The following is a 25,226-nucleotide window of genomic DNA, read 5'->3' on the forward strand; positions in this document are numbered from 1 at the left end:
GATAAAGTGATTTAAGATTAAGATCATTCCAGCATAGTTTATCATTGCTGAACGGAGTCTGAATCCCAATATTTTTTTTCCAGACGTTCGATTATTCTGTCGGGTACCTCCAGACTTTTCATTACCGATAAAATATTGCTCTCGAGGTTGACGTTGTAGTGCACAAGCCTGCCGTTTTGAAAGTCCGGGTTGCTACCCTGCATTGCAACGCCCAACTTCAGTTGTTCGTCCCTGCTGAAGTTTACGCTACTGGTCAGCGCGGTAAAGTGGAAATTTTCCAGGGCATCAACTGCAAGTAAGAGTTGATCGTTTTGGCCCGCGATTTTTCGCCAGTGAGAGACTTCTTTCAGTTTGATCAATCCCCCCTCTCTGGCGCTGATCTGGCCATTTGTTACCGAAGGTTTGCCGTGCTCATAGGTTACCGGTATAACTCCGACAATATCGCCTGTTGCAGTCAGCTTGTCGTTTTCCAATGCGACAAGCTGGGAAAGTTCCAGGTTGTGTAGTTCCAGCCAGTAGGTTGCATTCAAGTCAGCCAATGAATCTGCAGAGCAGGGTACCTGTTCAGGCTTGGCCAACACAATCGCTCCGGCAAATGCATTCATGGAAAGCCGTTCGAGTTTGGCATGACAGCGCTGCTCAGCTTTAAACCCTTTCACAAATGGCAGTGGAATTCGCCCTGATATTTGGGTTCGAAAGTCAGTAAACGCGAATCCAGAGATGATTTCATCCACGACGAGATTCCCGGTATTTTCGATTATGATACTCCCTTCAGCGAGTGTCATTTCGATCTCTGAACTGATGTTCTTCAGCGCCAGATCAGACTTTATCCATGACCAATCGGATAGCCGAGTGCGAAGGTCGCCCGTCACTATTACCGGAGGGGAAGTTGCTGTATCTTTGTTCATCTGGATTTCAAGCGCGCCTCGACTCTCGATTTGTCCTGCTGTAATTTCCGTTAGTTTTATGCTCCCGTTCGACAAGTAAGGTGATAGCCAGGGGTCGAGCTTCTTCAGATCCGGCTTTCCTTGAACAGAAAACTGCACATCCAGCGCTTCTACCGGTATACCTGCATGGGCCGATAAGTTCGCTGTAATTGATGCGGCGCTAATGTTACCCCGTTGTAATGAAAAGCCTTTTGGCGTAAGACGCATATCGCCTGTGATCGCAAAAGGCAGTGGGGTTGCTTTGCTCTTCGGATGGGTAATAGCAGCATTTAGGTGTACTGTGCTTTCGAGTTTTAGATCCCCGTGGTTGTCGGTGATATGGAGTTGTAGATTGGGTAGGGCAATCGAACCTTCAGGCAAGCGCACGTCGGGAGTATGCCATTGTCGCCATTTGATCATAATGGGCGCCAAAGTGCTCAAATTATAGCTGTTTTCGATTGCTTCCAGTCCGGTTTTACCCGAGAGGGTGAAATTTCGAGGTACATTCGGTGCTTCGGATGTTCCTTTCACTGTAAATGCGGTCTGCATTTTTGGAAGGGGTTGACCTGTGGCAATAGCGGCTGTCAATTTTGCATCGATGGTGGAGATCAGTGAGTCTGGTGTGCGATGGTTAGAAGTATTTCCCTTGATAGCTATGTTCACTGGAAAGGTACATTGAGGTCTTTGATCTTGTAGCGTGCAATTAATCTCTCGCTCGGTTGAGAGCAACCAATTATCGGGAAATTGTGCCCATGATGCGGGTGCTTCCTGTATAGATGATTTTATTTGCATCTCATGGAGTTGCCCAGATACAGCTTGTCCCATATCCAGCAAGTTCTCGCCAGACATCGTGAGTTGCAGCGTACTCTCCAATTCAGCCTTAACACCATTGCTTGATTGCATCAGCATATTAATCACTGGCTGTAACGATAATGTCCAGGGGTTCTGTAATGGCGTATCGTGGGTTGTGAGTGTGGCCTTGCCTTGGGTACTGAAGTCATTTATCGAGAGTTTGATGTCGGCTTCCGGATTGGTGACGGGGAGTGGAAGATGGATCAATTTTGGTGGTTTGCTCAGTGAATACTTCAAATCAAATACCCATGCCCCTGTATTTTGCTCTACTCCAGGTTGCGCAGTGAGCGTTAACGCGATGGTGTCGAAATTAGCCTGTGCCTCGATTGAGTTGCCCTTGTTGAGCTGAACATGCACGCCATAATCGTTTTCCAACGCTTCGCCTTCGGTAGTCAGGCTCGTTTCAGTCCGATCATGTCTGAGTTTCAAGTGCCCGCTTACAGTAGGTAGTGATTGAGTGGAGGAATCGCGCTCAAACTCGAATTCAGTAATCAATATTTGGAATGGGGGGAGTGAGTGAATCTTGTCCAAAATAGCTTGTATGTGTATTTGTGGTGATGCGGATTCCCTGCGTTCGTACGTGTCCCCAGCTGGACTCGCCAGAATCTTTAATGTATCGATTGAAAGCGTAATCGGGTGATCGGTTGCAGATTCAATTTGTTTTTGTGGCCCGTTTTCAGTTGCTCGGCCATGGGCATTCAAGTGACTCAACTGCGTCAGGTGCATGCCCGAAATATTAAGGTTTTTAGCCTGTATTGTCACCGTATCCGAACTCAAAGACAAAGACGGTATTTCAAGGCCGTACCCCGTCGGACGGTTTACCTCAAACTCCGTGATCTGGAGTTGTTGTTCTGTTCCGACATAAATCACTAGCACGGGCAACCAAAGTGGTGTGAACCACCAGAGGCCAATTAATAGTGCTCCGATGGACATCAGCGTGATCAAAACGTATTTGATCCACCGGGGTACACCCGGTTTTGGCATGATCTTTAAGGTAGTCATTGTGATGGTAAATGTATTTTTTTGTAGTCCGTGTCACTTTTGAATGGAACTCAACTAGTATTTAACTATGTAAGGTTCATCATATTCATGTTCACAACTGGTTAATTCAGCTTGATTTCGGTGTAGCCATTTTCGCGTTTTTGCACTGACTGGATTGGTCTATTTCCAACAGGCTTCAAGGCAAGTATGCATCAGAAAGGGGAATAGGAATACCTATGAAACTACAACGAAATATTTTAATCGTTGGCACCTATGGTATCGATATATTTTATGGTATAGCAGAAGAACTGCAAAAGTTAGGCTGTAATGTGGATACATCAATCAGTGCTGAGGATGCGTTGGCAAAAGTTAGCGCGCTCGCTTATCACGCCATACTGATTAATCTGGAACCGGATGGTAGTGGCGGCGTCGAGGGAATAGAAGTGTTGTCTACCTTGGTTGAAAATGAATTACAGGGTGATGCTGTGTGTCTGGGTGTCAGCACGCAGACGCCGACCTCTTTGCTGGTGGCAAACCCGGATAAGCTTAAAACATTGTCTATTTTGGTGGGGTGGTTAACGTTGCCAATTCTCGCCGATAAAGCCGGCAAGATGATTGTGGATATCAGTGCAAACCCTGGCCATCTGGCACTGCGTAACCGGGTTCAAGCGTTGGCTTGAGTGTGTGAGTAACCATAGATAGGCGTTCAATCTGTGGTTACTTTAGCCAGATCAAGTCCAGAAGAAATAGCATTTCGATTGCAAAAGTGCCGATCACCATCATCTTCAGCAATTGATTGTAAGTTGAAGCAGATTGGCAGTGCGCTACGCGTATACTGTGCAGAGTGAAATAGATAATGAGCAGCTGATGTATACCCCATAATTTGGAGCTGGCCAGCCAGTAGAATATCTCCAGTGATATGCAGCCCGTGCCAATAAGAACAAATTGGTAACGCACTGCATAGTGTTGGCCCAGAAGATTTGCGATGGTCACTTTTCCGGCCTCACTATCGCTTGCTGCATCGCGCATATTGTTGATGTTCAGCACCCCGGTGGCAAAGCAGCCCGCACTGATTGCGAGCAGCATATCCTGCAGTGCAGGGGGGTGTCCCAAAAGATAGGCTGACCCGAGTACCGCGAGCAAGCCGAAAAACACAAACACCGACACATCGCCGAGCGCAATATAGCCGTAGGGTCGTTTCCCGACTGAGTAAGTGACGGCAGCAACCACAGAGAATGCCCCCGCAACCAGAAAAATCAGCGCATCGGCCCAGGAGTTTACGGCGCTCAGAATCAGTATCAGGCCACAAATTCCGGTTAATATTGCTGTTATTTTCAAGCCTTGTTTAAAGTGTTGTTGTGTGATCGTGCCGGACGCTAACATGCGTTGTGGTCCCTGTCGCTCAGAGTTATCTACACCGCTCAAGCCATCGCCATAGTCATTCGCGAGATTGGATAGGATCTGGAGTAATAGCGTGGTGGTTACAATGAGCGCGAGGGTGAGTGTGTTCACGTCCATGGGTGGGGATGCGGCTTGCGTGAGTGCGTATCCCATGGCGATACTGCCGAGAGCCAATGGCAGGGTTCGTGGGCGGATTGCCAGTAACCAGGGCATTACGTGCATAATGATCCTTAAAGGAAATTGGTAATATTATTTTTGAGCGAAGACAATTGTGTGCTTCATTCTTCACTCTATAATGGGCAAAACATGTAAAATTTTTGTGTCGAAGTTCGGACGCGGTTGAGAAAAGGCAGTATACATGAGATTTTCCCCAGGCTTAAAGGCCGGAATTGCTTCGCTGAAATCGCAGTTATTGCAACGGAGTCCTGACTCAAATGAAGCTATGCAGACGATTACAGCAATTTTACCGGAAACCCCTGAAGTATCGCTTCCCGGATGGTTGTACCGACAGCAGGTATACCCGAAACTTTACTGGTCATCGAGAATAGATGAGAGTGCGTCTGACGAGTTCCGGGGAGAAACGCGAGATGTAGAAGTCGCAGGCTTGGGTGTTGCAATGGTGCGGACGGGAGATGACGCCCGTGCATTTCTGGCGTCGCTGGCAGGTTCTGATTGTCGAAAGCAATATTACTGGCTGTCAACCTTCGACAATGACACACCGGTTCTGATCTTGCCAAGAATAGAACTATTGAAACAGCAAGGGCATTTCTTGCTTCGGGTAAACGCCGTAGACCGGGCTAATCTTTCCGGTGCGGTTCACCTGCCGGGATATACGCCAATTCCCCAGTGGATGGCCGACCTTCGGGATCAGGATCTTTTGAGCCTCCTCTCGGGACAGTTTGATACCCCCGAACTTGATATTGAATATGAACGACGAATCGATCAGCCCAATCATGAAACCTGGCGAGAATTAGTTGGTCAGGCCAAAGCCTGTATCTCTGCGAGAGACTTCGAGAAAGTGGTATTGGCCCGGGAAACGCGAGTCTTTTGTGCCAAGCAAACGGATGCCATGTTGTTGGCGGCGCACTGGCAGCAGTCGGTAGAGAGTTGTTATCAGTTTGTATTTCAAACCAGTTCCGATAATGGCTTTATCAGCTTTTCGCCGGAGCGCTTGTTCCGGCGAACTGGTTGTCACCTCGATACCGAAGCATTGGCCGGAACGGCGATGCGTTCCTGCGACCGGGATCAGGATCATGAGCTGGGTCAGCAGCTGCTCCTTGATGAAAAGAACACCCGAGAGCACCGCTTGGTAGTCGAGGATATTCTGGAGAAGTTGGGCGGGTTGAGTGATGCTGTTTCACAGTCTGGCCGGGGCTTATGGAAGCAAAAACACATCCAGCATCTCATTTATCCTTTGCGAGCGAAACTGCATACTGGCATTGACGATCACCGGATATTGGCTGCATTACACCCCACAGCGGCAATTGCGGGCAGTCCAGCTCGTGTCGCGAGAGACTTTTTAACGCTACACGAGCCTTTCCGCCGGAACTGGTATGCCGGTACCCACGGTTGTGTATCGGCGTCGAAAACTGAAATTGCGGTTTCCCTCCGTGCGGCGCAGATTGTAAAAAATGAAATAAAGCTTTTTTCCGGTGCAGGCATTGTGGCGCAGTCGGATGCGGACGCCGAATGGTCAGAACTGGAACAAAAAATCAGAGCACCTTTGGAACTTATTCATCGCTGTCATGCACTTTCCCCAATACCATCACTCGCATAATGATCTCTGGGCCCGACTCGTCCTTGAAGAGTTGTATCGATTCGGGGTGCGTGCCTGTTGCATTGCACCAGGATCGAGAAACACGCCGCTCACATTGAATGCCATAAAGGTCGGGTTTGATATATACCGTCATTTTGATGAACGCAGTCTTGGCTTTTTTGCCCTGGGGTTGATAAAAACATCCGAGTGTCCTGTGGTCGTCATCACCACTTCAGGGACTGCAGTAGCGAACTTGTATCCTGCGGTCGTTGAGGCGTATCAAACCGGTATGCCGTTAATCATCATCAGTGCAGACCGCCCTCCGAGACTGCACAACTGCGGCGCGAACCAAAGTATCCCTCAGTCGGGTATATTTACACACTTTTCTCCCAGGTCCATCAATTTTGGTTGCCCGGATCCATCTGTCAGTCCGGAATCGATATTAACAGACATTGACCGGGTCATGGTGGATCAAAAACCCGGGAATGGGCACGTCACCCACATCAATATGATGTTTGATGAGCCTTTGTATCCGGAGTCGGGTCAGGATAAGCGTGATTTCTCGGGTTATTTGAGTGCTGTTAATCATTGGTGTGCAAGCGATAATCGTGCGACCTTTGATCGAATAGAGCATGGCGGTGCAACAGACTATCACACCCGCGCGGTTTCGGATTCAGTTGCGCATCACCAGCTGGATTCGTTTTTCGCCCGACCGGGATTTGTTGTCGTGGGGGCACTGCATTGCGATGCTGATGTGCAGGCGGTGAAGCGATTGATCGAGGAATTGGCCTGGCCCGTTATTGTCGATTCTCAATCTCAGTTGAAAGGCATGCCGGATACACTGTCGTCGATGGATCTGCTCTTGGCGGAAAATGGGGACACCTTGCTTCGTCGCTACACAGAATTATCGGCGGGGGAATGTAATTTACTGCAGCTCGGTGGACGTCTGGTTTCCAAACGGATTCAAGCCTTTATTGAATCCCGACCCTGGCGAGAATTTTGGGTCGTGCATCCGGGTGAATACCCGCTTGCACCGGGTCACAACTTCTCAGCGTTTATCGCATCAGCAATACCCCAATTCTGTGACAAAGCCTTAGCCGCACTGGCAAATCTGAAATCTGCGGTCGGTTCCGATGCTCGGCGCACTACAGGATTAAGTCCCTCGCTGAGAATGACGCTATTGCGCGCTCAGGCAGAGTTGCAGGGGGAAATACGGGCGTGGTTGGGGATACCCGATACGCTTACTGAAGTGGAGGTGTTTAAGGTCTTGATACCTCGCCTGAATAGCGCATTTAATCTGTTTATCGGTAATAGTCTAGCCATTCGTGCATTCGAAATGATCGCAGGCGTTTACAATTACCCAAGCTCCCCGAAACTAATCGCGAACCGCGGTGCAAGCGGCATTGATGGCTTGTTGGCTGCAGCCTGCGGATCGGCAATGGGTAATGGGCGAGTGACTTTTTGTGTGCTGGGCGATACGTCATTACTTCATGACCTGAACTCACTGCATTGGTTATCAAAACTCAATGTTCCTGTGATTGTCATTCTATTGAATAATGGGGGAGGGGGAATATTTCACCATTTGCCCATACCGGACACAGACCTACGACGGGACTTTTATACGCTGCCGCACAGCGTAAACTTCGGTGCAGCGGCTCAGGCATTTGCTGTCACCCACAAGTGTGTGGAAACGCTGTCGGCGCTTGAAAATGAACTGGAAGACGTGTTCAAGTCACCAAAACACACTGTGTTAGAAGTCCGCATCGATCCGGATTCCAGCTACCAGCAAATGCGAACATTGGTCGAACGTTCAGCGTATTTTATCCGGGGAAAAACATCATCAGATAAAGATGTCCTAAAATGACCGTTAAAATGTAGTCTTATGACCTTCTAGAGTAAATACTCTTACTATACACTTTTAACCGTTGATTAGTGTCTCTGAACTAGTCCGTTTTTTACCGGGAAACCGGTAAATTACCTTGCTTATTACAAGGCTGTGGTTTTCACAGCCTTTTTTTTCGTCCCGAAAAAATGTCTCTTCCCATACATGACCGTCAGGGTCGGCCAGCGCACGGCTATACTTAAAACCCAAATCCATATCCCGGACACACACCAGCACTACAGCATATCCCGGACACACACTACTGAAAAATCAATCAAACTATAAATTCTAATGTTTAAGAATTGGTATTCTGCACATGCAAATTCGAGGACATATACAATCAGATGGTAAAAAAGGTGAGAAATTCGACTCTCCGTGAGGAAATCGTCAAATCGAAGGCGAAAGCCATTCCTCTCTTGATTGGCGAGAAACAGTAAGGAGTTTTTTGATTGGAGCGCTCAGGCGGCGAGAGTCCTGAATTTTTGGAGTTTTCGCCTTGAATACCGCTGCTCGTAAATCGATTCAAAGTGTGTTGATCGGGTTATCCAGTCATGATCGGCTAGGCCCAGACGACAGAGAATAGGTGGAAGTTGCTCTGATATACTGCCGCGTTTCGAAGGATGCAGAGCTTGTCCGGTAAAATCCACCAGTTGCAAGTAATCTTGCCAGGTTAAAAACAAACCGACTTGATCAGACCCTTTAACGGTTTCTTCGAAGTGCAACAGGGGTTTAATAGGGGTGTTAAAGCTGAGTAAGGCGCTTTCTGAAAGCTGGCTTTGTATTGCCTTCTCCGGATTAAATGATGGGCGTGCGCGTTCTTTCAGGCTCGTATGATCAGATGTCTCGGGTGTATCAGCAATTGCAGCGCGTACTGGATTGAGGTCAACGTAGGCCATGCAGCTCAACAGCGCTTCTTCTGTCAACAGCGCCTGTGAGCGGTATCGTGCTTCCCAAAAATGCCCCGTACAGTCATCTTCTCGATTGGCCTTGCGAGCAATGGGTTCGTTTAGGCATTTCATAAACCAGCTCAGGTCTGAAAGCCTTTCCCGATACAGTTTTACCAGCGTATCTAATGTATTGTGTTCTGCCGTATCCAGGTTATCGCCACGGAGGTATTTCTGTACGATCAATGGGCCTTTGAAAAGCGCGCACCACCGATTCAACACCTCATCCTGCGACCAACTCTTTGCTTCACCCGGATTCAATTTGATCACGATATGATAGTGATTTGACATCACGGCATAGGCACAAATATCAATGGTGAAGAGAGAGGAGAGCAACCGTATCCGGTCTTCGATCCACTGCCGGCGGTGTTCAAAACTTTGACCGGTATGATGATCCACTCCGCAAAGGAAAGTTCGGCGCACGCAACGGGAGACAATATGGTAGTAGGGCGTATCGGCTACCGATACCAGGCGGTTTCTGGGTAAAGTCATGGCAAAATCCATTTTGCTGTTGGGCAATAAGCGAGGTTAAAGATATGCTGAACGAACTATGCTGTCAATTCGGAATAGTTGAAATTGTGATAGGAATGCCTGTCCTCAGTTGTTTGGGAAAATAGACTTGGATTATTAATTATGAGGTTTGCTACAGAATATATTGTACTTCATGAAGATGGCAAAATGCCTAGCGAAGAAAGCTTTTGCCCATCTATATGGGCTATTGATGAGTCTGATATTGATGGTGATTATTATTATGATGGTATCGACGGGCGTTGGACAAGTTTGACAATTACATTAGATGATAATAAAGGAAAAAGTTCGAGCCTTGATGTTAATACGTACCGTGAACATAATCGTAACTATGAACCAAGTGTCTGCGAAGCTGATGATCTAAAAAGATATATCCAATATCGAAAAGAAGGACGATTTAATGCAAACGAAAAAATTAAGAACATAAAGAAGTTATGCATTACATCATTGTGTTTTGAATCAACTGATATTGGTTGCTACGAAGAGTTTCTTGATACGGTTTATAAGTTTTTAAAAGCTACTGAGGGATGTGTGGTTAACTTTGGTGAGCTTGATGCGGATAGGTTTAAAGAAAAATACTTGTCTGCGTAAAAATCTGTTGTTCCAAACAATCCAAATCATTTATTGCGGCCAAATGATGGGCCGCAAATACCACTGTAATCCCCCAAAAATTAATAGCGGTTCTAAGCAGAAAATTACTTCAGATGTAGAGAACGCTGTTTTCAGTTACTACAAAGATAGTTTTGATCCTGCTGTTAGTTCTATTTCTGATGTGGCTGGGCTGGTTGATTTGCTTAAAATAAAAATCATGTAATCAGAAGCGGGAGAGAATCAGGAGGTTGGCTTTATTTTTAGAGCCAGCTTTGATCCTGAACTTGGTGTTGGTGTGCTCGTATCAAATGGAAAGATTGAAGATGTTGATGTACAAGACATTGTCCTTGGCTGAGCGGAGCTTTGTTTAACCGTCAACTTGTTGTAAGGTGCGTTTTAGTTACTTTAGCCAGCGGTGATAATTTTAATTTGCTTACTTATGTCAAGTTCATTTTTAAGGATGAAAATAAAAACAACCTATGCTTCAAGGCGTGAAGCGGGTGTTAGTCTGTTTTGAGGGTGATGAAATTGTGATAGGAATGCCTGTCCTCAGTGCCTGAATGTGAGTCAGTGACTGGGGAGACTTATTGAGGAATCTGGTCGGCGTGAGAGGATTCGAACCTCCGACCCCTTCGTCCCGAACGAAGTGCGCTACCAGGCTGCGCTACACGCCGTAATCGTTTGCACTTAATCAATCAGGTTCATGATAGTCAACTGAATTTAGTTCCTTCAAGTTTTTTGTTTTGATTGGTAGCAAAACATTTGTAGCTTGAATGAGCTAAGATCAGATCCTGGCAAACTTAATAAAACGACTGGAACTGACACAATGAAATACGGATTGACCGAGGCGCAGTTGACCGCGCCTATTACCTGGCGGACAAGTGAATTGGAGTTTGAGGATATTCTCTACCATAAAGCGGAAGGTATCGCCAAAATCACAATTAACCGCCCCGAAGTACATAATGCCTTTCGACCCATAACCGTAATGGAAATGAGTCAGGCGCTGAATGATGCTCGTTATGATGAAAGTATCGGAGTTATCATTTTTACCGGTGCGGGTGATCAGGCCTTTTGTTCTGGTGGGGATCAGTCTATTCGTGGTGAAGCAGGATATCAGGGTGGTAAAGGCGTGCAGCACCTGAACGTTCTGGATCTGCAGCGGCAGATTCGCACTTGTCCCAAGCCTGTTGTTGCCATGGTGGCCGGTTATGCGATTGGTGGCGGGCATGTTCTGCATGTTGTCTGTGACTTGACCATTGCCGCAGATAATGCGCGCTTCGGGCAGACCGGGCCTTCTGTTGGCTCTTTTGATGGCGGTTTTGGTTCCAGTTACCTGGCACGGATGGTTGGCCAGAAAAAAGCCCGGGAAATCTGGTTCTTGTGTCGGCAGTATAGTGCCGAGGAAGCGCTTGACATGGGCTTAGTTAATACCGTGGTTCCAATCCAGCAACTGGAGTCGGAAACAGTACGCTGGTGTCGTGAAATGTTACAGAATTCACCATTAGCCTTACGCTGCCTGAAAGCGGCCATGAATGCGGACTGTGATGGTCAAACCGGTCTGCAAGAGTTGGCGGGCAATGCCACGATGCTGTTTTACATGACCGAAGAAGCGCAGGAAGGGCGAAATGCGTTCATGGAAAAGCGTCCGCCGCGGTTTAGTGACTTCAAACGTCGCCCCTGACGTCTACCTTAGTGCTCAATCGTGAAATCAGCGTATCTGTATCGTTACCGCATTCCTTTATACCCCGAGCTTCGTCTGTCGAAATCAATTACCCTCCGCAATCGGGAAGGATTGCTGATCCGGCTGATCGAAGATGGCAGAGAGGGCTGGGGCGAGGTAGCCCCATTGCCCAGTTTCAGCCCGGAAACCCTGCGCGAAGTGGAGCTGCTCATGCCGACGCTTCTTCAGGCTTTATTGGCGCAGCACTCGCTTCTTGCTTCACCTGCTGATTCAAGCCATGAAGTTCAGGTTTTGGTCTCCAATACATCAGGTCTACCCGCAAGTATTCAATTCGGTATCTCCTGCGCGTTGAGGGAACTACAGTGTGGCGTGATGGGAGTAGAAGAAACGCCCTATCACCGGAATACACCCGTGTTTTTGGTGGACGGTGTCGATTTTTCGAATGCGGGGTGGTCTCGGCTTGTTGAGCGAATCTCGTTTTCCGGATCAATAGGAGCCGGTTTGCAGATCAAGCTCAAAACGGGGCGTGATGCCCTTGAGGTTGATGTGAACCGGTATCAACGCTTGATTGAAACGTTTCCGGGTATAGCCATCCGGGTTGATCCCAACCGGCGCTGGAGCTACGAATCGACACTGAGGTTTGCTCAACATATCGACCAAACCCGGTTGGCCTTTCTGGAGGAGCCCTGTGCCAACATGAAGGAAAATGCATGCCTGGCACAATATGATGGTTTGCCAATTGCGCTGGATGAATCAACCCGTGAAACTGACTTTACGTTGGCGGCAGCATCATGGGCAAAGGCTATTGTGATTAAGCCTGCACTTCAGGGTCTCATCACCCAAACGGAAACACTGGTAAAAAAAGCCCGGGCGTTACACATCATTCCTGTTTTCAGCTCGTCCTTTGAGTCCTCGGTGGGGTGGGGGCAGGTTGCTTGGTTAGCCAACCATCATGCACCCGAAATTGCGCCCGGACTGGATACCCTTTCACACATGCAACAGTGTGTCGTGCGTAAAGGTCCGGTTTGGCATGATCGGCCGGTAGTTCCCCGTGAGGATTTATCACTGTTATGGTGTACAGACTAATGTGAATCTGAAGCAGAATTGCTCGCGGAGTGTAGACATTAACCTTTGCTGCGAGTGCGCCAGTTCAGCCAGTAATAGAACGTAGCACCCGCCAGCCCGCTATAAAGACAGATTTTGTGGAGTGTTGAAATAGAAACATAATTCAGAAACTCGTTGTTTGGTGTCAGCGGGAAAAAGGGCTGGACATCAGCGTGCATCATACTGTCCAGTAGTACATGGCTATAGCTCCCGATAAACGCACTCAGTAAAACCACCCACCAAGGAATGTGAGTAATGGAGGGGGTGATTTTCAACAGCCATAAACCCAGCTGTGACAAGTATTTACCTGCAATAGCGACAAAAACTGCCAGCAAGGTTGCGCCGATGTAGGTATGAGAGAACCCGTGTAGATGGCCCTCTCCTGTGATCAACACAATCAAGGGCTGAATGTCCATGACAATTTGTGTCCAGCCAAAAACCATCAAACTAAAACTACTCTGCAAAAGCGCTTTAATCAGTAGCCCTGGCCCCATGTGAAAAGGCGTAAATGGCACGTTTTTTCCTTCTGTTATTCGGGGCTGATTGCTGTTTTAGATTGTGATCAATTACTTATCGCACTGATTCTTCAGCCCGAAATAATCTCACGGCAACGTTTCTGTAGTGAGTACTCCCATTGCGATCATGTTGTGCTCCAAAGAGTGCAACCCATTGATCCTCGATAAGTAACACCGTTCCGTTTCCGGTACTTTCTTCACCACTCGTATTGAATGAGCCAGACCATTGGAACTGGAATTGATCTGGCGAATCTGTTGTTTGCTGTATCTGGTAGCCCATGGATAATTCGGGCGCAGCAATAAAGCCTTTTTGGTCACCATCCACGCTCACCTTTAAAAGATGTGATTCTTTTAAAAAAGTGGATAGCAGCGGGGAGGGCAGTTCTTCTGTTTCTGTGGCCTGACACTCACAATAGCGAATCTCCAGTATAAGCTGATTCGGGGTGATAAAATCTTCCGGAATTGGGCTTGCTGCGATTGTGAACGTGGATAACGGGTATAGTAAACCGTAACTAAACCACCGAATAGGTTGTAGTGCAATTCTTTGCATAAGACCTCCTTGAATCAAATTGTAAATCGTCACAAACGTTATCGTGGTGTATCAATCTCAAGCGTGATAGGTACAACCTTCGATGCGTACTTCTCCTTTGTGCTCTCTGACGTGGTCTAATAGATTTGTACACACCAGTTAAGAGATAATCCTCAAAACTGGAGTGAAAAATGGCTGTAAGAAAGAAGTACTCAAAAGAATTTAAATTAGATGCGATTAGCTTGGTAATAGATCAAGGCTATTCGAAGGCAGAAGCGGCAAGAAATCTTGGCATTAATCCAAATGTGCTTGGACGTTGGATTAAAGAGCATGAAAATGATGACGGTCATGCGTTTCGTGGAAATGGAAAACTGACGCCTGAGCAGGAAGAGCTTCGTCGTTTGCGAGAAGAAAACAAACGACTAAAGATGGAGCGCGATATATTAAAAAAAGCGGCCACCTTTTTTGCCACGGAAGCAAAGTAAAATACGCTTTCATCACCCAGCATAAAAAGGTGTGGCCCGTTGGCATTATGTGCCAGCAATTGGGTGTAACGCGCTCAGGCTATTACAGCTATTTACAGCGTCAAGACAATAAACCTGATGATCCGACTCATTCGGAGATGATTGAGTGGATACAAGATATAGCCAAATCAAGTGATGATACCTATGGCTATCGCAGGATGAAAACAGCATTAAATGTTTTGGGTTACCCGGTTGGCCGGAACAAAACCAGAAAACTGATGAAAGAAGCGGGAATAAAAGTCAAACACAAGAAGAAATACAAAGTAACGACAAACAGCAACCATAAGCAGCCGGTTTTCGATAATCTTCTCGATCGTGAGTTTGCTGTTGAGCAGCCTGACCAGGTCTATGCGTCCGATATCACATACGTCTGGACACAGGAAGGTTGGTTGTATTTAGCGGTAGTGATAGATCTTTACTCTAGAAAAGTAGTTGGATGGAATATGAGCTCACGCATGAAAGCGCAAATGGTTTGTGATGCGCTCAAAATGGCAGTTTGGCAGCGTCGCCCTGAAGCTGGGCTAATACACCACTCTGATCGCGGCTCACAGTATGCCAGCAGGGATTTTAGAAAACTTCTTAAACTACATGGTTTTAAAGGCAGCATGAGTAAGAAGGGTGACTGCTGGGATAATGCCGTCGTTGAAAGTTTCTTTGGCACTTTAAAGCAGGAGCGAGTTCAGTGGAAAAGCTATCAAACAAGAGCTGAAGCTCAGCGGGACATCCTGGAATATATTTCTGTGTTTTATAACAATGAGCGGCTGCATTCGTACCTCGATTACAGAAGTCCGGTACAGTTTGAAAAAGAAATGGTTGAATTAAGAAAAGTAGCTTAACTGGGTTGTACAATTTTGCTTGACCACGTCACTCTGAATCCGTAAATCAAAAGACCAGGCTCGGGTCGGTTTTCCAGTTGAACTTTCCACAACACAATGACGTGATCCGGATTCCTGTGAATGGCCACTAAATCAGTGATGGTATGCTTCCCGTATGTATCGTAGCTTTCTTCAATTTGCTGATTAAATTCGTCCCCAATAGCCTGTGGTATGCAGGATATCAGTATGGCATGATAACTCGAATAATCCCTCGTTCAGTTAACGTTTTTTGGGATGGCTGGTGCTCAGTGTGAGTACGATGTAGCGGGGCAGAGTGGTTTGTGTGGATAGGTAAGGAAGCTTGATAATGCTAAAAAAGTTTTTGATGATTGTTTTGGTCATTGTGGGTTTGTGTGCGGTAGTGTTTTTCGGGTTTGTTCCGGAATTTCTGGATGACCGGATGAATCGCCATATCGCTAATGAGCGCGTGTTACCCACGCCGGATGTGCAAGCTATGCATCAACAGTTGTTTGTTTCTGATCTTCATAATGATGCACTGCTGTGGGGGCGGGATCTACGCAAGCGGAATGCCATCGGGCTAACCGATATTCCCCGGTTACAGGACGGTAATATGGCACTTCAGGGTTTTTCGGTTGTAACCAAAACTCCGTTTGGCTTGAACATTGAGCGCAACGACGATAAATCCGACATGATCTTCTGGGGCGGTATGGCGCAAGCCTGGCCTGTGGCGGCGTTGGGCAGTCTGTTGCAGCGCGCTTTGATGATGGCTGAAAAACTGGAGACCCTGAGTCGGCATGATCCCGCTGTATATTTTGTTAAATCCCGGGCGGATTTGAGTGAGTTTATAGCGCAACGTCAACGTAACCCGAAGCTGGTAGCAGGGTGGTTGACGCTTGAAGGGGCCCAGGCTTTGGAAGGGAATCTGGATAATCTCGAGAAATTGTATGCTGCTGGATATCGTATGATTGCGCCGACACATTTTTTTGATACGGCAATTTCTGGATCAGCCCATGGTATCAACAAAGGCGGACTGACTGAGTTGGGGCGAAAATGGGTTGCTGAAATGGAGGCCCGATTCATGATTATTGATTTGGCCCATGCCTCCCATGCGACAATTGATGATGTGCTGGCGATGGCGCGTAGACCGGTGATCGTGTCCCATACCGGCGTAAAAGGAACCTGTGCCAATAACCGAAACCTTTCCGATGAGCATATTAAAGCCATTGCGTCCGGTGGTGGCATTATCGGCATTGGTTTCTGGCCGACGGCAGTGTGTGGCGAGTCAGTGAGTGATATTGCCCGGGCGATTATCTACACGGCGGAGCTAGTCGGTGCTGAGCATGTTGCGCTGGGGTCAGATTTTGATGGGGCGGTGGCGAGTCCCGTGGACGGAAGCCAATTGAGTCATTTAACGGAAGCATTGTTAAATGCGGGTATGAGTCAGGCTGATCTTGCGCGGGTTATGGGGGAGAATTTGAAGCAGTTTCTGTTGGATCAATTACCCCATGGCTGATGTAATCAAGGTTTCAGACCGGCTGCCTGAGCTTAATGGTTGTCCTGTGCGCTCGGGTGCCCAGCGCTTTGGTGATGTCTGTTGTATTGAAGAGCCACAGCGTAGTTGGTCTTACACCGAGCTGGATCGGGAGGTTGAGGCTCTGGTTCAGAATCTGGTCAAAGCCGGTGTGAAACCGGGTCACCGCCTGATTTATGATGGCGTGGAATTAGTCCGCGAGCTCACATTTTGTTTCGCCTGCATTCGGATCGGGGCCACGTTTGTGCCGATTAACCCCCGATTTCCCCTGCGATACAAGCAGCAGCTAGTAGAAAGCGTGCAGCCGAACTGGAAGGTTACGGATGAGCTGGTCTCTGCGTGCCCTCACACCATTGGAAGTGAGCCAGCGGGCGTGGTTACCGGGATATTTACGTCTGGTAGTTCGGGTATGCCAAAGTTGGCAATGCATACGCTCGAAAATCATTTCTACAGTGCATTGGGCAGTCAGAGTGTGTTGCCACTGTACCCCGGTTGCCGTTGGGCCTTGACCTTGCCTCTCTTTCACATTGCGGGTGTGGCACTGGTTTTTCGTTGTTTGTGGTTTGGTGCGACAATTGTTATTCCCGAAGATCGGGCCATCTCCCCGGAGTGGTTAACCCAGTGTTTAATTTCTCATGTCTCTTTGGTCGCGACACAATTGGTTCGCTGGAAGGAGACCTGTAATCCCAACTTCCTGGTTAATCACCTTAAGCGCCTCTCAGGGCTGTTGCTTGGTGGAAGTATGATACCTTCACCTGTTTTGCAATGGTTAGTCGATGTCCGCATTCCTGCCTGGATCAGCTACGGTTTAACAGAGATGAGCTCTCAAGTCATGACCGGGCCAGTAAATCCTGATGGCGTGTTGCAGATACTGTTACCTTACCGGGACATAAAGGTTTCGGAACACTGTGAAATTTGTGTACGGGGCAAAACCCTGTTCGCAGGATATTACGAAAATGGCAGGATATCCAGACCAGGCCGAGACAAGGCTAGTGATGATGGATGGTTTACCACTGGTGATTTAGGGATTTTGATTGAGGGTAATTTACAGGTTCTAGGGCGGAGGAATAACCAATTTATTTCCGGCGGAGAGAATGTCCTGCCTGAGCAGGTTGAATCGGTTATGTGTAGCGTATTTAACCTGAAAGAATGTTATGTCGTAGCCAGGGATGACGCTGAATTCGGACACCGAGGTGTGTGTTTTCTGTTTCAGGATGATTTATCGGAGGATGCCAGATTACATTTTAGGGCAAGGTTAAAAGCAGATTTGCCGTCCTACGCCATTCCGGTAGCGCTATACGATTTAACGGACGCGTACGGCAAAAACTGCTTGCCTGGCGGGCTTAAAATCAGTCGGAAAGCCCTTGTAGAACTGCTTTATTCAGGTCAGGCAAAACCTGTCTGTTGATAACGGTTAAAACGCTGGAATCACTTCTTCGGCAAATAAGTGCATAGCATCCAGTATTGCCTCATGCTCCACAAGTCCACCCGGATTGAACCAGCAAATGAAGCGTGAAAGCTGCAATTCCGATTGAATTGTTTTGAGTCTCTCAATGCACCGCGCGGGCGTTTCAAAGAGTGCGCAGTCAACGTTGAGCCGTTCAAAACTCATGGCTTCAATGTATTCTTGAATACTGGGTTTATGGCTGGCGTTTTTGCCACCGGGTTTAACCCCAGGCCATACCGGTGCCACTTTTTCGATTGCAACGGCTTTCATATTATCCAGTGATGCATTCAATGCTGAGCGTATTTCGTCAGTGGATTGGGCGGTGTAGATCGGACTGATCAAGTTAAAATCGAGATGCTCAAGGCTATTGCCAGCTTTGAGCGCATGGGCCTGATAAGTTTCGTACAACGAGCTGATGGTTGGAAACGGGTTGATATGGCTCGCACAGAAAATAGGGTAACCCATTTCTGCCATTTGTTTTACGGTGTCCGGACTGTTCGCAGCTGCGCGAAACGGCGGAATGGGATAGGTACCCAGTCCAGGTGAGAGACTGACGTTTTCCAATGTGTAGTAATCGCCGCGATAAGAGAAGGTCTCCGAGGACAGCGCGAGCTGGATGATTTCCAGAGACTCAATCATTCGTTGCCGATTTTCGCTTTGATTAACACCGAAATGAATGAAGTGATCTGGTAAACCGCCCCGACCAAAGCCGAATTCCACTCGACCTTTACTGATCAATTGCAGTGTCGCGATTTCTTCCGCCACCCGTAAAGGATGGTGAAGTGGAAGTAAGGTGACGCCTGTACCTAATCTGATCTGGTTTGTTCGCGCGGCGATAGCGCTCAAAAGCATCATAGGGCATGCGATGGTGGAAATTGACGGTGTGAAGTGTTGTTCTACTGGCCAAATTGATTCGAAGCCCAGTTTTTCCGCCAATACGGCTTGTTCAATTGCATTTTCATACAATTTAGTGAGTGATTGACCAGGAATCTGGCCCAGTTGGAAATGTACGCCAAACTTCATTCGAATCCCTATTTGCAATAATCCCTTGAGCAAAAAAGCGTAGGATATCGAGAGTTAGTCAGTAAGACCAATGTTCAATTGTGGCATTTTGTAACAGGGCAGACTAAAAAGCCGCAACCAGTGCGAGGCAACTAACGTGCTGGCTGCGGAGAAGATACTAACGATCCCCTGGAGAGGAGGGCGGTTAGTCAGAAGTCGGTTTTGAAGCTTGTGGCAGGATTAATGAGTCGATGATATCCTGCGTGCTGACATCCCCCTTGGCGAGTGGTAAAGGGAGATGTTCCATGTATGCGTTCAATGTAAACAGCGATAAAAATAATACGAGTACAAGGTATGGGTGTCGCCAGTCCTTTATAGCGGGCAGTGATTCAGCCGCCAGTGATCCCGAATCAATAATATAGTCGCCTTTTGTTTTCAAAATTGCTCCACGTTATGTTTTGCTTGTGTTGTTGAAATTAAGTGCGCCGCAAGTGGACGATCCATATCGCACTTGTGGCTGTGGTCAGTGCCCGAGGGCGCTGACGCTGAGCTCAGATTACGAGTTGTAACCCTGACATCCTTGTTAATGGTGTCCTTACCATTTATTCGTCCGTGCGCTTTATATACAGAAGATTGCCGAATTATCTTTTGTATATGGGTGCCAAGACCCTTCTTGCTATCAGCTTAGACTCGCGTGACCGCAATTGGGTATAAGCATTCGTCGTGCCAGAATTAAAATATATAATAAATACAATAGGATGGCATATCTTGTGTTGGACTGTTGTGCTCCACTGGTATTTTTAAGCAACTGATTGGGTGAATTTGGTTGCAAAGATGCAACCAAGTGTGGTCGAATTCCATTTTAGGAATGTAAAAACAAAGTGTTATGGTGTTTCTAAATTGCAACATCTGTATCTGGAACAATTTTAGTCAGTGGCAAGATGTTCTAAGTATTTGTTTAGATGGCATCTATAGCCTTGAAATATATGGGAAAAATAATAGCATCCAGATATTTTTGACCTTTTTTGAACGAATACCTGGGAAATCGTGTATTTTCAATACGAATAATGGTTTGACCTGAGGTTGCATTATGGTAATAACGGATAGTCTTAAGAAAAACGAGCCTGGTTTGTTCAAAAAGTATCGTCTACAGCACGATTTGCTCAGTTGGCAAACAATAGCCAGGGCGTTTTCCGAGAAAGTGGCCTGTTGAACCGGGTCGCTAAAATGCAACCTGGCAGACATTGGTTTGAGTAGTTATGAGTAATATCGGGTCATTTCTGGGTCAGTTGTGGCAAAAGCTGGTATATCGCCGATCGGCCCCGCTAACGCAGCAATGGACGATTGCGACTGCAGTTACAGTTTTGCCATTACTCGCAGCTGTAATTTATGCGGTTTATTCACTGGAGCGACAGAACCAATCGCAGTATGTGCTGGTGACTTCTGTTATCCTGGCCAATCAGTCAGGCTTGGAGATAACTGAAGACATCCGGGAAATGGAGCGTCTCGGGCGTCAATATGTCGTGCTTCGGGATAACCGATTCATCGACCTGTACCAGGAAAAATACACAACCATGGCGGCACGTTTACAGGATTTGAAACGTGTTCTGGGCGATGAGTTGAGTGTTGAGGCGGTTGATGCCTTATTGGCAGTGCTGAATATTAAACCGTTTACTGAAGCAATGTTTGCCTCGGAGATGTCTTCAGGGGGGGGCACTGCGACGGGATCATCTCCCGGGAGTGGGATAACCAATCGTTCCACGACCTCCGATTCTTCCGCTGCTCAATCCGGCAATTCATCAATAACCGATCAACAAAGTATTCTCAAACGCCTGCAGTTTGTTTTTGATCAGGCAAATGGCCTGGGAGAAAACTTGAAAAAGCAGGTCGCTTCCCATATTAACCACTCGCTGAAATCAAATGAGCAGGAGTTTTCCCGTAAAAAACGTCATATGTTGTTGATCGGCTCACTTATTTTGCCTGGAACTGCAATATTGTTACTGTTTTTTTCGTATCATATATCCCGGCCGTTGAAAGATCTCGCGGGAGCGATTCGTTTATTGGGCCAAGGTAAGCTAAATCAGGAAGTTTCGATTACCGGCCCGTCTGATCTGGTCGCTTTAGGTGTTCGTCTGGAATGGATGCGCAATCGCTTGCTCTATCTGGAAAAGCAGAAAAATGTATTCCTGCGTCATGTTACCCATGAATTGAAAACGCCGCTTGCATCGATCATGGAGGCAACATCGTTGCTTGAGGATGAAGTGCCCGGTCCTGTGAATGATCAGCAGCAGCATGTGCTCGGTATTCTTGACCGAAACGCCAGGAAGCTTCTGGAGCAAATTCAGCAGTTGTTGAATTTTAATGCGGTGCGTGAACAAACCAAAGATGAATGGGTCGACGTTTCAATCGCTGAAATAGTCCATCAGCAGGTTAATGGGCTTGAAGACAGTGCAGGTTCAAGACAGATAAGCTTTCAGGTTGACGGGCAGAATCTGACCGTCCAGGTTGATGTTATGCGTTTTGATATGGTGCTCAGTAACTTGTTATCCAATGCCGTGAATTATTCTCCGCGGGGCGGTGTCGTTCAAGTAGTTTGGGGCTTGCAAGACCACTATTGGTGGTTGTCTGTCTCAGATCAAGGCACGGGAATTGCCGAGTCGGAAATGGAATCGATTTTTCAGCCGTTCTACCAAGGGGCTGCGACCCGTGATGGCGCCATAAAAGGAAGTGGACTCGGGCTGTCCATCGTAAAAGAATGCATTCAGGCACTGAATGGACATGTGAAAGTTGAAAACAAAACCGGAGGTGGTGCTGTGTTCACAGTGACGCTGCCTCTGATTGATGAGGATATGGTGAATGAGCCAGATTTCTAAGTGTCGGCTGGGATGGTTGACGGTGTTTATTGTTGTGATGTCTGGTTGTCAGCCAATCGTACTGAGAAGTACTTTGAATGATCCCGATGAGGAATGCAAGATCGAGTATCCTGATCAGGTAAATCAGGTTCCTGCGGTGGGTCGGGTATCGCCTTATTCTGCCACCAGTTGGTTGCAGCAGCGGGAGATGATTTGTGGTTCCGGGAAACAGAAACTGCTGCCAGCTACAGCGAATAAACGCTTGAGTGAGCGGCAAAAAATGGTGGATAAACGATTGTCCGAGCTGTTACTTGCGTCTTGTTCTATGGAGACTGACCCGGCGAAAATGGGCATCGCGTTAACCAAAGTGCGCGCGATTTCAGGTTGGTCGACGGATTTTATCGCATTGTTTGCATTTTTGGAGCAACAGCAGCAGTTGACGCAAAATCTGCTGGAGCGGCAGGATACGATTCGTCAGGAAATGCAAAGCAAGATCGATGCGTTAACCGATATCGAAGCCGATATCAGTCAACGCCAGAAAAATGGGCAATAAGGTTAATTTAATCTCGGGAACAAAGGAAAGCACATTATGAGTCAAGCGAAACTTCCGGACCGCGATATCATTATTGTTGATGATGATCCAGGTCTTCTGGAGCTACTGAGTATGCGCCTGCAAGCATCAGGTTACGCTGTGCGCACGGCTGCCAGTGGTCAGGAAGCCATTACGCTGATTGCATCCCGTATTCCGGCGCTGGTCATCAGTGATTTGAAAATGGATGGCATGGACGGCATGGAGTTGCTTAGTGAGGTGCAAAAACGCTGGCCATCTCTGCCCGTGATTATATTAACCGCGCACGGCTCCATTCCGGATGCGGTGGCGGCCACGCAGAAAGGCGCTTTTGCGTTTTTAACCAAGCCCGTGGACAAGGATGCGCTGTTATCCACATTGCGAAAAGTCAGTGATGGCGGAAGTATAATCAAGCCGGATGAATCCTGGTCCCATCGTATTGTCACGCGCAGCCCGAAAATGTACCAACTGCTGGAGCAGGCCCGCCTCGTTGCGCAAAGCGATGTAAATGTGCTGATTAACGGTGAGAGTGGGACGGGTAAAGAATTGCTGGCAGAGGCAATCCATTGTGTCAGTGTCCGGAATAATAAGCCTTTTATTCCTGTTAACTGTGGTGCCATACCGGCGGATCTGATGGAGTCTGAATTGTTTGGCCACAAGAAGGGGGCCTTCACCGGCGCGGCGAGAGATCATACCGGTTTGTTTGCGGCGGCAGATGGCGGCACACTGTTTCTGGACGAAATTGGAGATATGCCTTCGCACTTGCAGGTAAAACTGTTGCGGGTGTTGCAGGAACGGAAAATCCGTCCCATTGGTTCCACTGAGCAGGTTCCGATTGATGTGCGTATCGTGTCCGCGACGCACCGGGATTTGATCGCAGCGGCGCAACAAGGGGCGTTTCGTGAAGATTTATTCTACCGTTTAAATGTGGTCAACCTGGTGTTACCGCCACTGCGTGAGCGCAAGGAAGATATTCCACTGCTGGTAAACCACTTCCTGAGTTCCATCGCGGATCGTACCGATCGGCCACGGAAGCATTTCGCGGACGATGCAATGGATATGCTACTGAGCTATGACTGGCCCGGTAACGTCAGGCAGCTCAACAACCTGATTGAACAAGCGGTTGCACTTTCTGCGTCTACGTTGATTTCAAAAGAAGTGATTGAGCACTCAGTTCCCGGAAGTGGTGATGTTGTGGAGCCTCTGACGGAAGCAAAAAAAGCATTTGAACGTGAATATTGTGAGCGTTTGCTGCGGATCACCGGCGGAAATATCCCGGAAGCCGCGCGCCTTGCCGGGAGAAATCGGTCTGACTTTTATAAAATCGTGAAAAAGCACGGAATTGCGATTGAGGATGATTCTATTCAGGGATGAAGGTGTCAGGGATAAAGGTGTCAGGAATAAAGGTGTCAGGAATAAAGGTGTCAAGGGTCGATGACGTATCTTCGACCCCCGACAGGATATAGCTGACAGCGTGTTACTTGCTAGTTTTTCCAGTATCGGGTAATGAAACTGGCTGCGTGCTCGGCAGCGACGTTTGCTTCGGGCATCCAGCGCACAAAAAGTGGCCATACATGCCACATTTTTCGCCATACCTCCAGCACGACTTCGCCACCATTCTTCTTGATCGCTTCAGAGAGTGCTTGGGCATCATCCAGAAGAATTTCATTATCAGAAACCTGAATCATGATCGGTGGCAGGTCTTTCAGTTCTGCAAACAGGGGGGAGCAAAGTGGGTCAGCCAGTTTATCCTGAGCATATTGACTGGCCATCAGGCTCATCCACTCGCGATTGAGCATAATGTCATGTTTTTCATTTTTAACCAGACTCTCGCCTTGCATGGTTAAATCGACCCAGGGCGAAATACACACCGCTGCACTGGGTAATCTGCGATTGTTCTGCTGTAATTTCAGCAGCGTCGACATCACCAGGCCACCTCCGGCAGAGTCTCCGACCAGTGCGATATTTTCTTCCTTGAAACCTCGCCCGACAAGCCAATTGTAGGCTGCGGTAGTATCATTTACGGCGGCAGGGAAGGGGTGTTCCGGTGCCAGCCGGTAGTCTGGCACCAACACAACGGCTTCGCACAGGGCTGATAGACGCTCGGTCAGCAGACGATGGGTTTTAGGCGAACCTGTATTAAAGCCGCCGCCATGAAGGAACAGTATCGCATGGCTGCTTCTTGCATTACGATGGGTAACCCATTCTGCCGGGCAATTGGGTGCCAGTACTTCTCGAATTTTAGTCGTCGGCGAGACAACGGAAATCAGACTGAGTTGTTCCAGCTCTTTGCGTTGTTGTTCCACGGGAACTTCAGCTCGCAGTGTTCGACCGATACGGTGTTTTACAAGCTGTTTTATGAATCGGGATCGGATACTTGCCATTATATTTTTTGAGATATGCCTTCAGGAGGTGAATCAAGTGGGGCAATTGTATGCAATCAATGAGAGTAATGGCCAGCTTTTTTGTAAAAGAGTACGAAATTGGGTTGCTTGCAGCCTGCAAAAATGACTCATTTTGGTTCGGTCGAGATCAATCTCTCCCTTAACCAGGCGGGTAGCCTGTGCTGAAATCGTTTAATCTTTTTATCGATTTTGGGGTTTCGAAGGCGCACGCGCTGAATATAGCGGCGAAATGCTGGACTGCTTCCGGCAAGCAGGGCCGCGCCGACTACAATCATCACCAAGCCAAGTGGTATGGGGAGCGGGAGCACAATCAATCCCGCAATAATTAACAGCCAGGCAAGGATAATGGTACTAACGTGTTTTACCATGGG

General features: G+C 47.7%; 21 protein-coding genes and 1 tRNA gene. 12 read left to right on the forward strand and 10 right to left on the reverse strand.

What is annotated here, in order from left to right:
- Positions 1–41 precede the first annotated feature (41 nt).
- Positions 42–2,762 carry an intermembrane phospholipid transport protein YdbH family protein gene (locus tag OLMES_RS09815; protein ID WP_157678239.1) on the reverse strand — a complete coding sequence of 907 codons (2,721 nt, stop codon included), beginning with the start codon at positions 2,760–2,762 and terminating at the stop codon, positions 42–44.
- Between the two features lie 233 nt (positions 2,763–2,995).
- Here OLMES_RS09815 and OLMES_RS09820 point away from each other — a divergent pair, with 233 nt between their 5' ends.
- Positions 2,996–3,439, forward strand: a complete 444-nt coding sequence (locus OLMES_RS09820; protein ID WP_087461102.1) for a response regulator transcription factor — start codon at positions 2,996–2,998, stop codon at positions 3,437–3,439.
- 37 nt (positions 3,440–3,476) lie between these two features.
- Here the strand turns inward: OLMES_RS09820 and menA are convergent, their stop codons facing one another.
- A complete protein-coding gene (menA, locus tag OLMES_RS09825; protein WP_087461103.1) occupies positions 3,477–4,382 on the reverse strand; it encodes a 1,4-dihydroxy-2-naphthoate octaprenyltransferase in 906 nt (301 codons plus the stop codon).
- 136 nt (positions 4,383–4,518) lie between these two features.
- Between menA and OLMES_RS09830 the strand changes: the two genes are divergently transcribed.
- Complete coding sequence (locus OLMES_RS09830; RefSeq protein ID WP_087461104.1) at positions 4,519–5,937, forward strand: isochorismate synthase; 1,419 nt, start codon at positions 4,519–4,521, stop codon at positions 5,935–5,937.
- On the forward strand, positions 5,837–7,780 hold the full coding sequence (menD, locus tag OLMES_RS09835; protein ID WP_087461105.1) for a 2-succinyl-5-enolpyruvyl-6-hydroxy-3-cyclohexene-1-carboxylic-acid synthase: 1,944 nt from the start codon (positions 5,837–5,839) through the stop codon (positions 7,778–7,780). The genes OLMES_RS09830 and menD overlap by 101 nt, the downstream gene beginning before the upstream one ends.
- Before the next feature lie 476 nt (positions 7,781–8,256).
- Here menD and OLMES_RS09845 read toward each other — a convergent pair whose 3' ends face one another.
- On the reverse strand, positions 8,257–9,234 hold the full coding sequence (locus OLMES_RS09845) for a transposase (RefSeq protein WP_087461107.1): 978 nt from the start codon (positions 9,232–9,234) through the stop codon (positions 8,257–8,259).
- 141 nt (positions 9,235–9,375) lie between these two features.
- On the opposite strand from OLMES_RS09845, the gene OLMES_RS09850 reads away from it, so the two are divergent.
- Entirely contained in the window at positions 9,376–9,861 is a 486-nt protein-coding gene (locus tag OLMES_RS09850) for a hypothetical protein (protein WP_087461108.1), read from the forward strand.
- Positions 9,862–10,458: 597 nt separating this feature from the next.
- On the opposite strand, the gene OLMES_RS09860 is transcribed toward OLMES_RS09850, so the two are convergent.
- Positions 10,459–10,535: transfer RNA gene (locus OLMES_RS09860), tRNA-Pro, on the reverse strand.
- Positions 10,536–10,687: 152 nt separating this feature from the next.
- Here OLMES_RS09860 and menB point away from each other — a divergent pair.
- Complete coding sequence (menB, locus tag OLMES_RS09865; protein ID WP_087461110.1) at positions 10,688–11,542, forward strand: 1,4-dihydroxy-2-naphthoyl-CoA synthase; 855 nt, start codon at positions 10,688–10,690, stop codon at positions 11,540–11,542.
- Positions 11,543–11,563: 21 nt separating this feature from the next.
- Complete coding sequence (menC, locus tag OLMES_RS09870) at positions 11,564–12,628, forward strand: o-succinylbenzoate synthase (protein ID WP_157678240.1); 1,065 nt, start codon at positions 11,564–11,566, stop codon at positions 12,626–12,628.
- A gap of 38 nt (positions 12,629–12,666) precedes the next feature.
- On the opposite strand, the gene OLMES_RS09875 is transcribed toward menC, so the two are convergent.
- Positions 12,667–13,161: a metal-dependent hydrolase gene (locus tag OLMES_RS09875; protein WP_087461112.1), complete on the reverse strand. Its 495-nt coding sequence runs from the start codon at positions 13,159–13,161 to the stop codon at positions 12,667–12,669.
- 55 nt (positions 13,162–13,216) lie between these two features.
- Positions 13,217–13,711: a hypothetical protein gene (locus OLMES_RS09880; RefSeq protein ID WP_087461113.1), complete on the reverse strand. Its 495-nt coding sequence runs from the start codon at positions 13,709–13,711 to the stop codon at positions 13,217–13,219.
- 170 nt (positions 13,712–13,881) lie between these two features.
- Between OLMES_RS09880 and OLMES_RS09885 the strand changes: the two genes are divergently transcribed.
- From OLMES_RS09885 to OLMES_RS09895, 3 genes are all read left to right on the forward strand, one after another.
- Positions 13,882–15,050 (forward strand): IS3 family transposase gene (locus OLMES_RS09885; protein WP_087459752.1). Its coding sequence is split into 2 segments (ribosomal slippage): positions 13,882–14,143 and positions 14,143–15,050, totalling 1,170 coding nucleotides; the frame shifts between segments, so codons are not numbered across the junction.
- A gap of 346 nt (positions 15,051–15,396) precedes the next feature.
- Positions 15,397–16,563, forward strand: a complete 1,167-nt coding sequence (locus OLMES_RS09890) for a dipeptidase (RefSeq protein WP_087461114.1) — start codon at positions 15,397–15,399, stop codon at positions 16,561–16,563.
- On the forward strand, positions 16,556–17,989 hold the full coding sequence (locus OLMES_RS09895; RefSeq protein WP_087461115.1) for an AMP-binding protein: 1,434 nt from the start codon (positions 16,556–16,558) through the stop codon (positions 17,987–17,989). Before OLMES_RS09890 ends, OLMES_RS09895 begins: the two co-directional genes overlap by 8 nt.
- A 6-nt stretch (positions 17,990–17,995) precedes the next feature.
- Here the strand turns inward: OLMES_RS09895 and OLMES_RS09900 are convergent, their stop codons facing one another.
- Positions 17,996–19,051, reverse strand: coding sequence for an LLM class flavin-dependent oxidoreductase (locus OLMES_RS09900; protein WP_087461116.1), 1,056 nt, complete (start codon positions 19,049–19,051; stop codon positions 17,996–17,998).
- Positions 19,052–19,235: 184 nt separating this feature from the next.
- Complete coding sequence (locus OLMES_RS09905; protein ID WP_087461117.1) at positions 19,236–19,469, reverse strand: hypothetical protein; 234 nt, start codon at positions 19,467–19,469, stop codon at positions 19,236–19,238.
- An 820-nt stretch (positions 19,470–20,289) separates the two neighbouring features.
- Here OLMES_RS09905 and OLMES_RS09910 point away from each other — a divergent pair.
- From OLMES_RS09910 to OLMES_RS09920, 3 genes are read left to right on the forward strand one after another with little or no spacing between them, the layout of a single operon-like run.
- The gene (locus OLMES_RS09910; protein WP_087461118.1) at positions 20,290–21,903 is read left to right on the forward strand and encodes a sensor histidine kinase; all 1,614 of its coding nucleotides are present in this window, start codon (positions 20,290–20,292) and stop codon (positions 21,901–21,903) included.
- Positions 21,887–22,435 (forward strand): hypothetical protein, encoded by a 549-nt coding sequence (locus tag OLMES_RS09915; RefSeq protein WP_087461119.1) that lies wholly within the window; start codon positions 21,887–21,889, stop codon positions 22,433–22,435. Before OLMES_RS09910 ends, OLMES_RS09915 begins: the two co-directional genes overlap by 17 nt.
- A 36-nt stretch (positions 22,436–22,471) precedes the next feature.
- Positions 22,472–23,824: a sigma 54-interacting transcriptional regulator gene (locus OLMES_RS09920; RefSeq protein WP_087461120.1), complete on the forward strand. Its 1,353-nt coding sequence runs from the start codon at positions 22,472–22,474 to the stop codon at positions 23,822–23,824.
- A gap of 110 nt (positions 23,825–23,934) precedes the next feature.
- Here the strand turns inward: OLMES_RS09920 and OLMES_RS09925 are convergent, their stop codons facing one another.
- Complete coding sequence (locus OLMES_RS09925) at positions 23,935–24,834, reverse strand: alpha/beta hydrolase (protein ID WP_087461121.1); 900 nt, start codon at positions 24,832–24,834, stop codon at positions 23,935–23,937.
- 128 nt (positions 24,835–24,962) lie between these two features.
- Positions 24,963–25,223, reverse strand: coding sequence for a hypothetical protein (locus OLMES_RS09930; RefSeq protein WP_087461122.1), 261 nt, complete (start codon positions 25,221–25,223; stop codon positions 24,963–24,965).
- Positions 25,224–25,226 lie beyond the last annotated feature (3 nt).

The sequence above is a fragment of the Oleiphilus messinensis genome, from assembly GCF_002162375.1.
Classification (GTDB): domain Bacteria; phylum Pseudomonadota; class Gammaproteobacteria; order Pseudomonadales; family Oleiphilaceae; genus Oleiphilus; species Oleiphilus messinensis.

What these genes read in the sequence shown, in the direction of transcription:
- OLMES_RS09815 (WP_157678239.1), bottom strand. Translation starts at nt 2,762, where the DNA reads ATGCCAAAACCGGGTGTACCCCGGTGGATCAAATACGTTTTGATCACG.
- OLMES_RS09820 (WP_087461102.1), top strand. Translation starts at nt 2,996, where the DNA reads ATGAAACTACAACGAAATATTTTAATCGTTGGCACCTATGGTATCGAT.
- menA (WP_087461103.1), bottom strand. Translation starts at nt 4,382, where the DNA reads ATGCACGTAATGCCCTGGTTACTGGCAATCCGCCCACGAACCCTGCCA.
- OLMES_RS09830 (WP_087461104.1), top strand. Translation starts at nt 4,519, where the DNA reads ATGAGATTTTCCCCAGGCTTAAAGGCCGGAATTGCTTCGCTGAAATCG.
- menD (WP_087461105.1), top strand. Translation starts at nt 5,837, where the DNA reads ATGCGGACGCCGAATGGTCAGAACTGGAACAAAAAATCAGAGCACCTT.
- OLMES_RS09845 (WP_087461107.1), bottom strand. Translation starts at nt 9,234, where the DNA reads ATGACTTTACCCAGAAACCGCCTGGTATCGGTAGCCGATACGCCCTAC.
- OLMES_RS09850 (WP_087461108.1), top strand. Translation starts at nt 9,376, where the DNA reads ATGAGGTTTGCTACAGAATATATTGTACTTCATGAAGATGGCAAAATG.
- menB (WP_087461110.1), top strand. Translation starts at nt 10,688, where the DNA reads ATGAAATACGGATTGACCGAGGCGCAGTTGACCGCGCCTATTACCTGG.
- OLMES_RS09880 (WP_087461113.1), bottom strand. Translation starts at nt 13,711, where the DNA reads ATGCAAAGAATTGCACTACAACCTATTCGGTGGTTTAGTTACGGTTTA.
- OLMES_RS09890 (WP_087461114.1), top strand. Translation starts at nt 15,397, where the DNA reads ATGCTAAAAAAGTTTTTGATGATTGTTTTGGTCATTGTGGGTTTGTGT.
- OLMES_RS09895 (WP_087461115.1), top strand. Translation starts at nt 16,556, where the DNA reads ATGGCTGATGTAATCAAGGTTTCAGACCGGCTGCCTGAGCTTAATGGT.
- OLMES_RS09900 (WP_087461116.1), bottom strand. Translation starts at nt 19,051, where the DNA reads ATGAAGTTTGGCGTACATTTCCAACTGGGCCAGATTCCTGGTCAATCA.
- OLMES_RS09910 (WP_087461118.1), top strand. Translation starts at nt 20,290, where the DNA reads ATGAGTAATATCGGGTCATTTCTGGGTCAGTTGTGGCAAAAGCTGGTA.
- OLMES_RS09915 (WP_087461119.1), top strand. Translation starts at nt 21,887, where the DNA reads ATGAGCCAGATTTCTAAGTGTCGGCTGGGATGGTTGACGGTGTTTATT.
- OLMES_RS09920 (WP_087461120.1), top strand. Translation starts at nt 22,472, where the DNA reads ATGAGTCAAGCGAAACTTCCGGACCGCGATATCATTATTGTTGATGAT.
- OLMES_RS09925 (WP_087461121.1), bottom strand. Translation starts at nt 24,834, where the DNA reads ATGGCAAGTATCCGATCCCGATTCATAAAACAGCTTGTAAAACACCGT.
- OLMES_RS09930 (WP_087461122.1), bottom strand. Translation starts at nt 25,223, where the DNA reads ATGGTAAAACACGTTAGTACCATTATCCTTGCCTGGCTGTTAATTATT.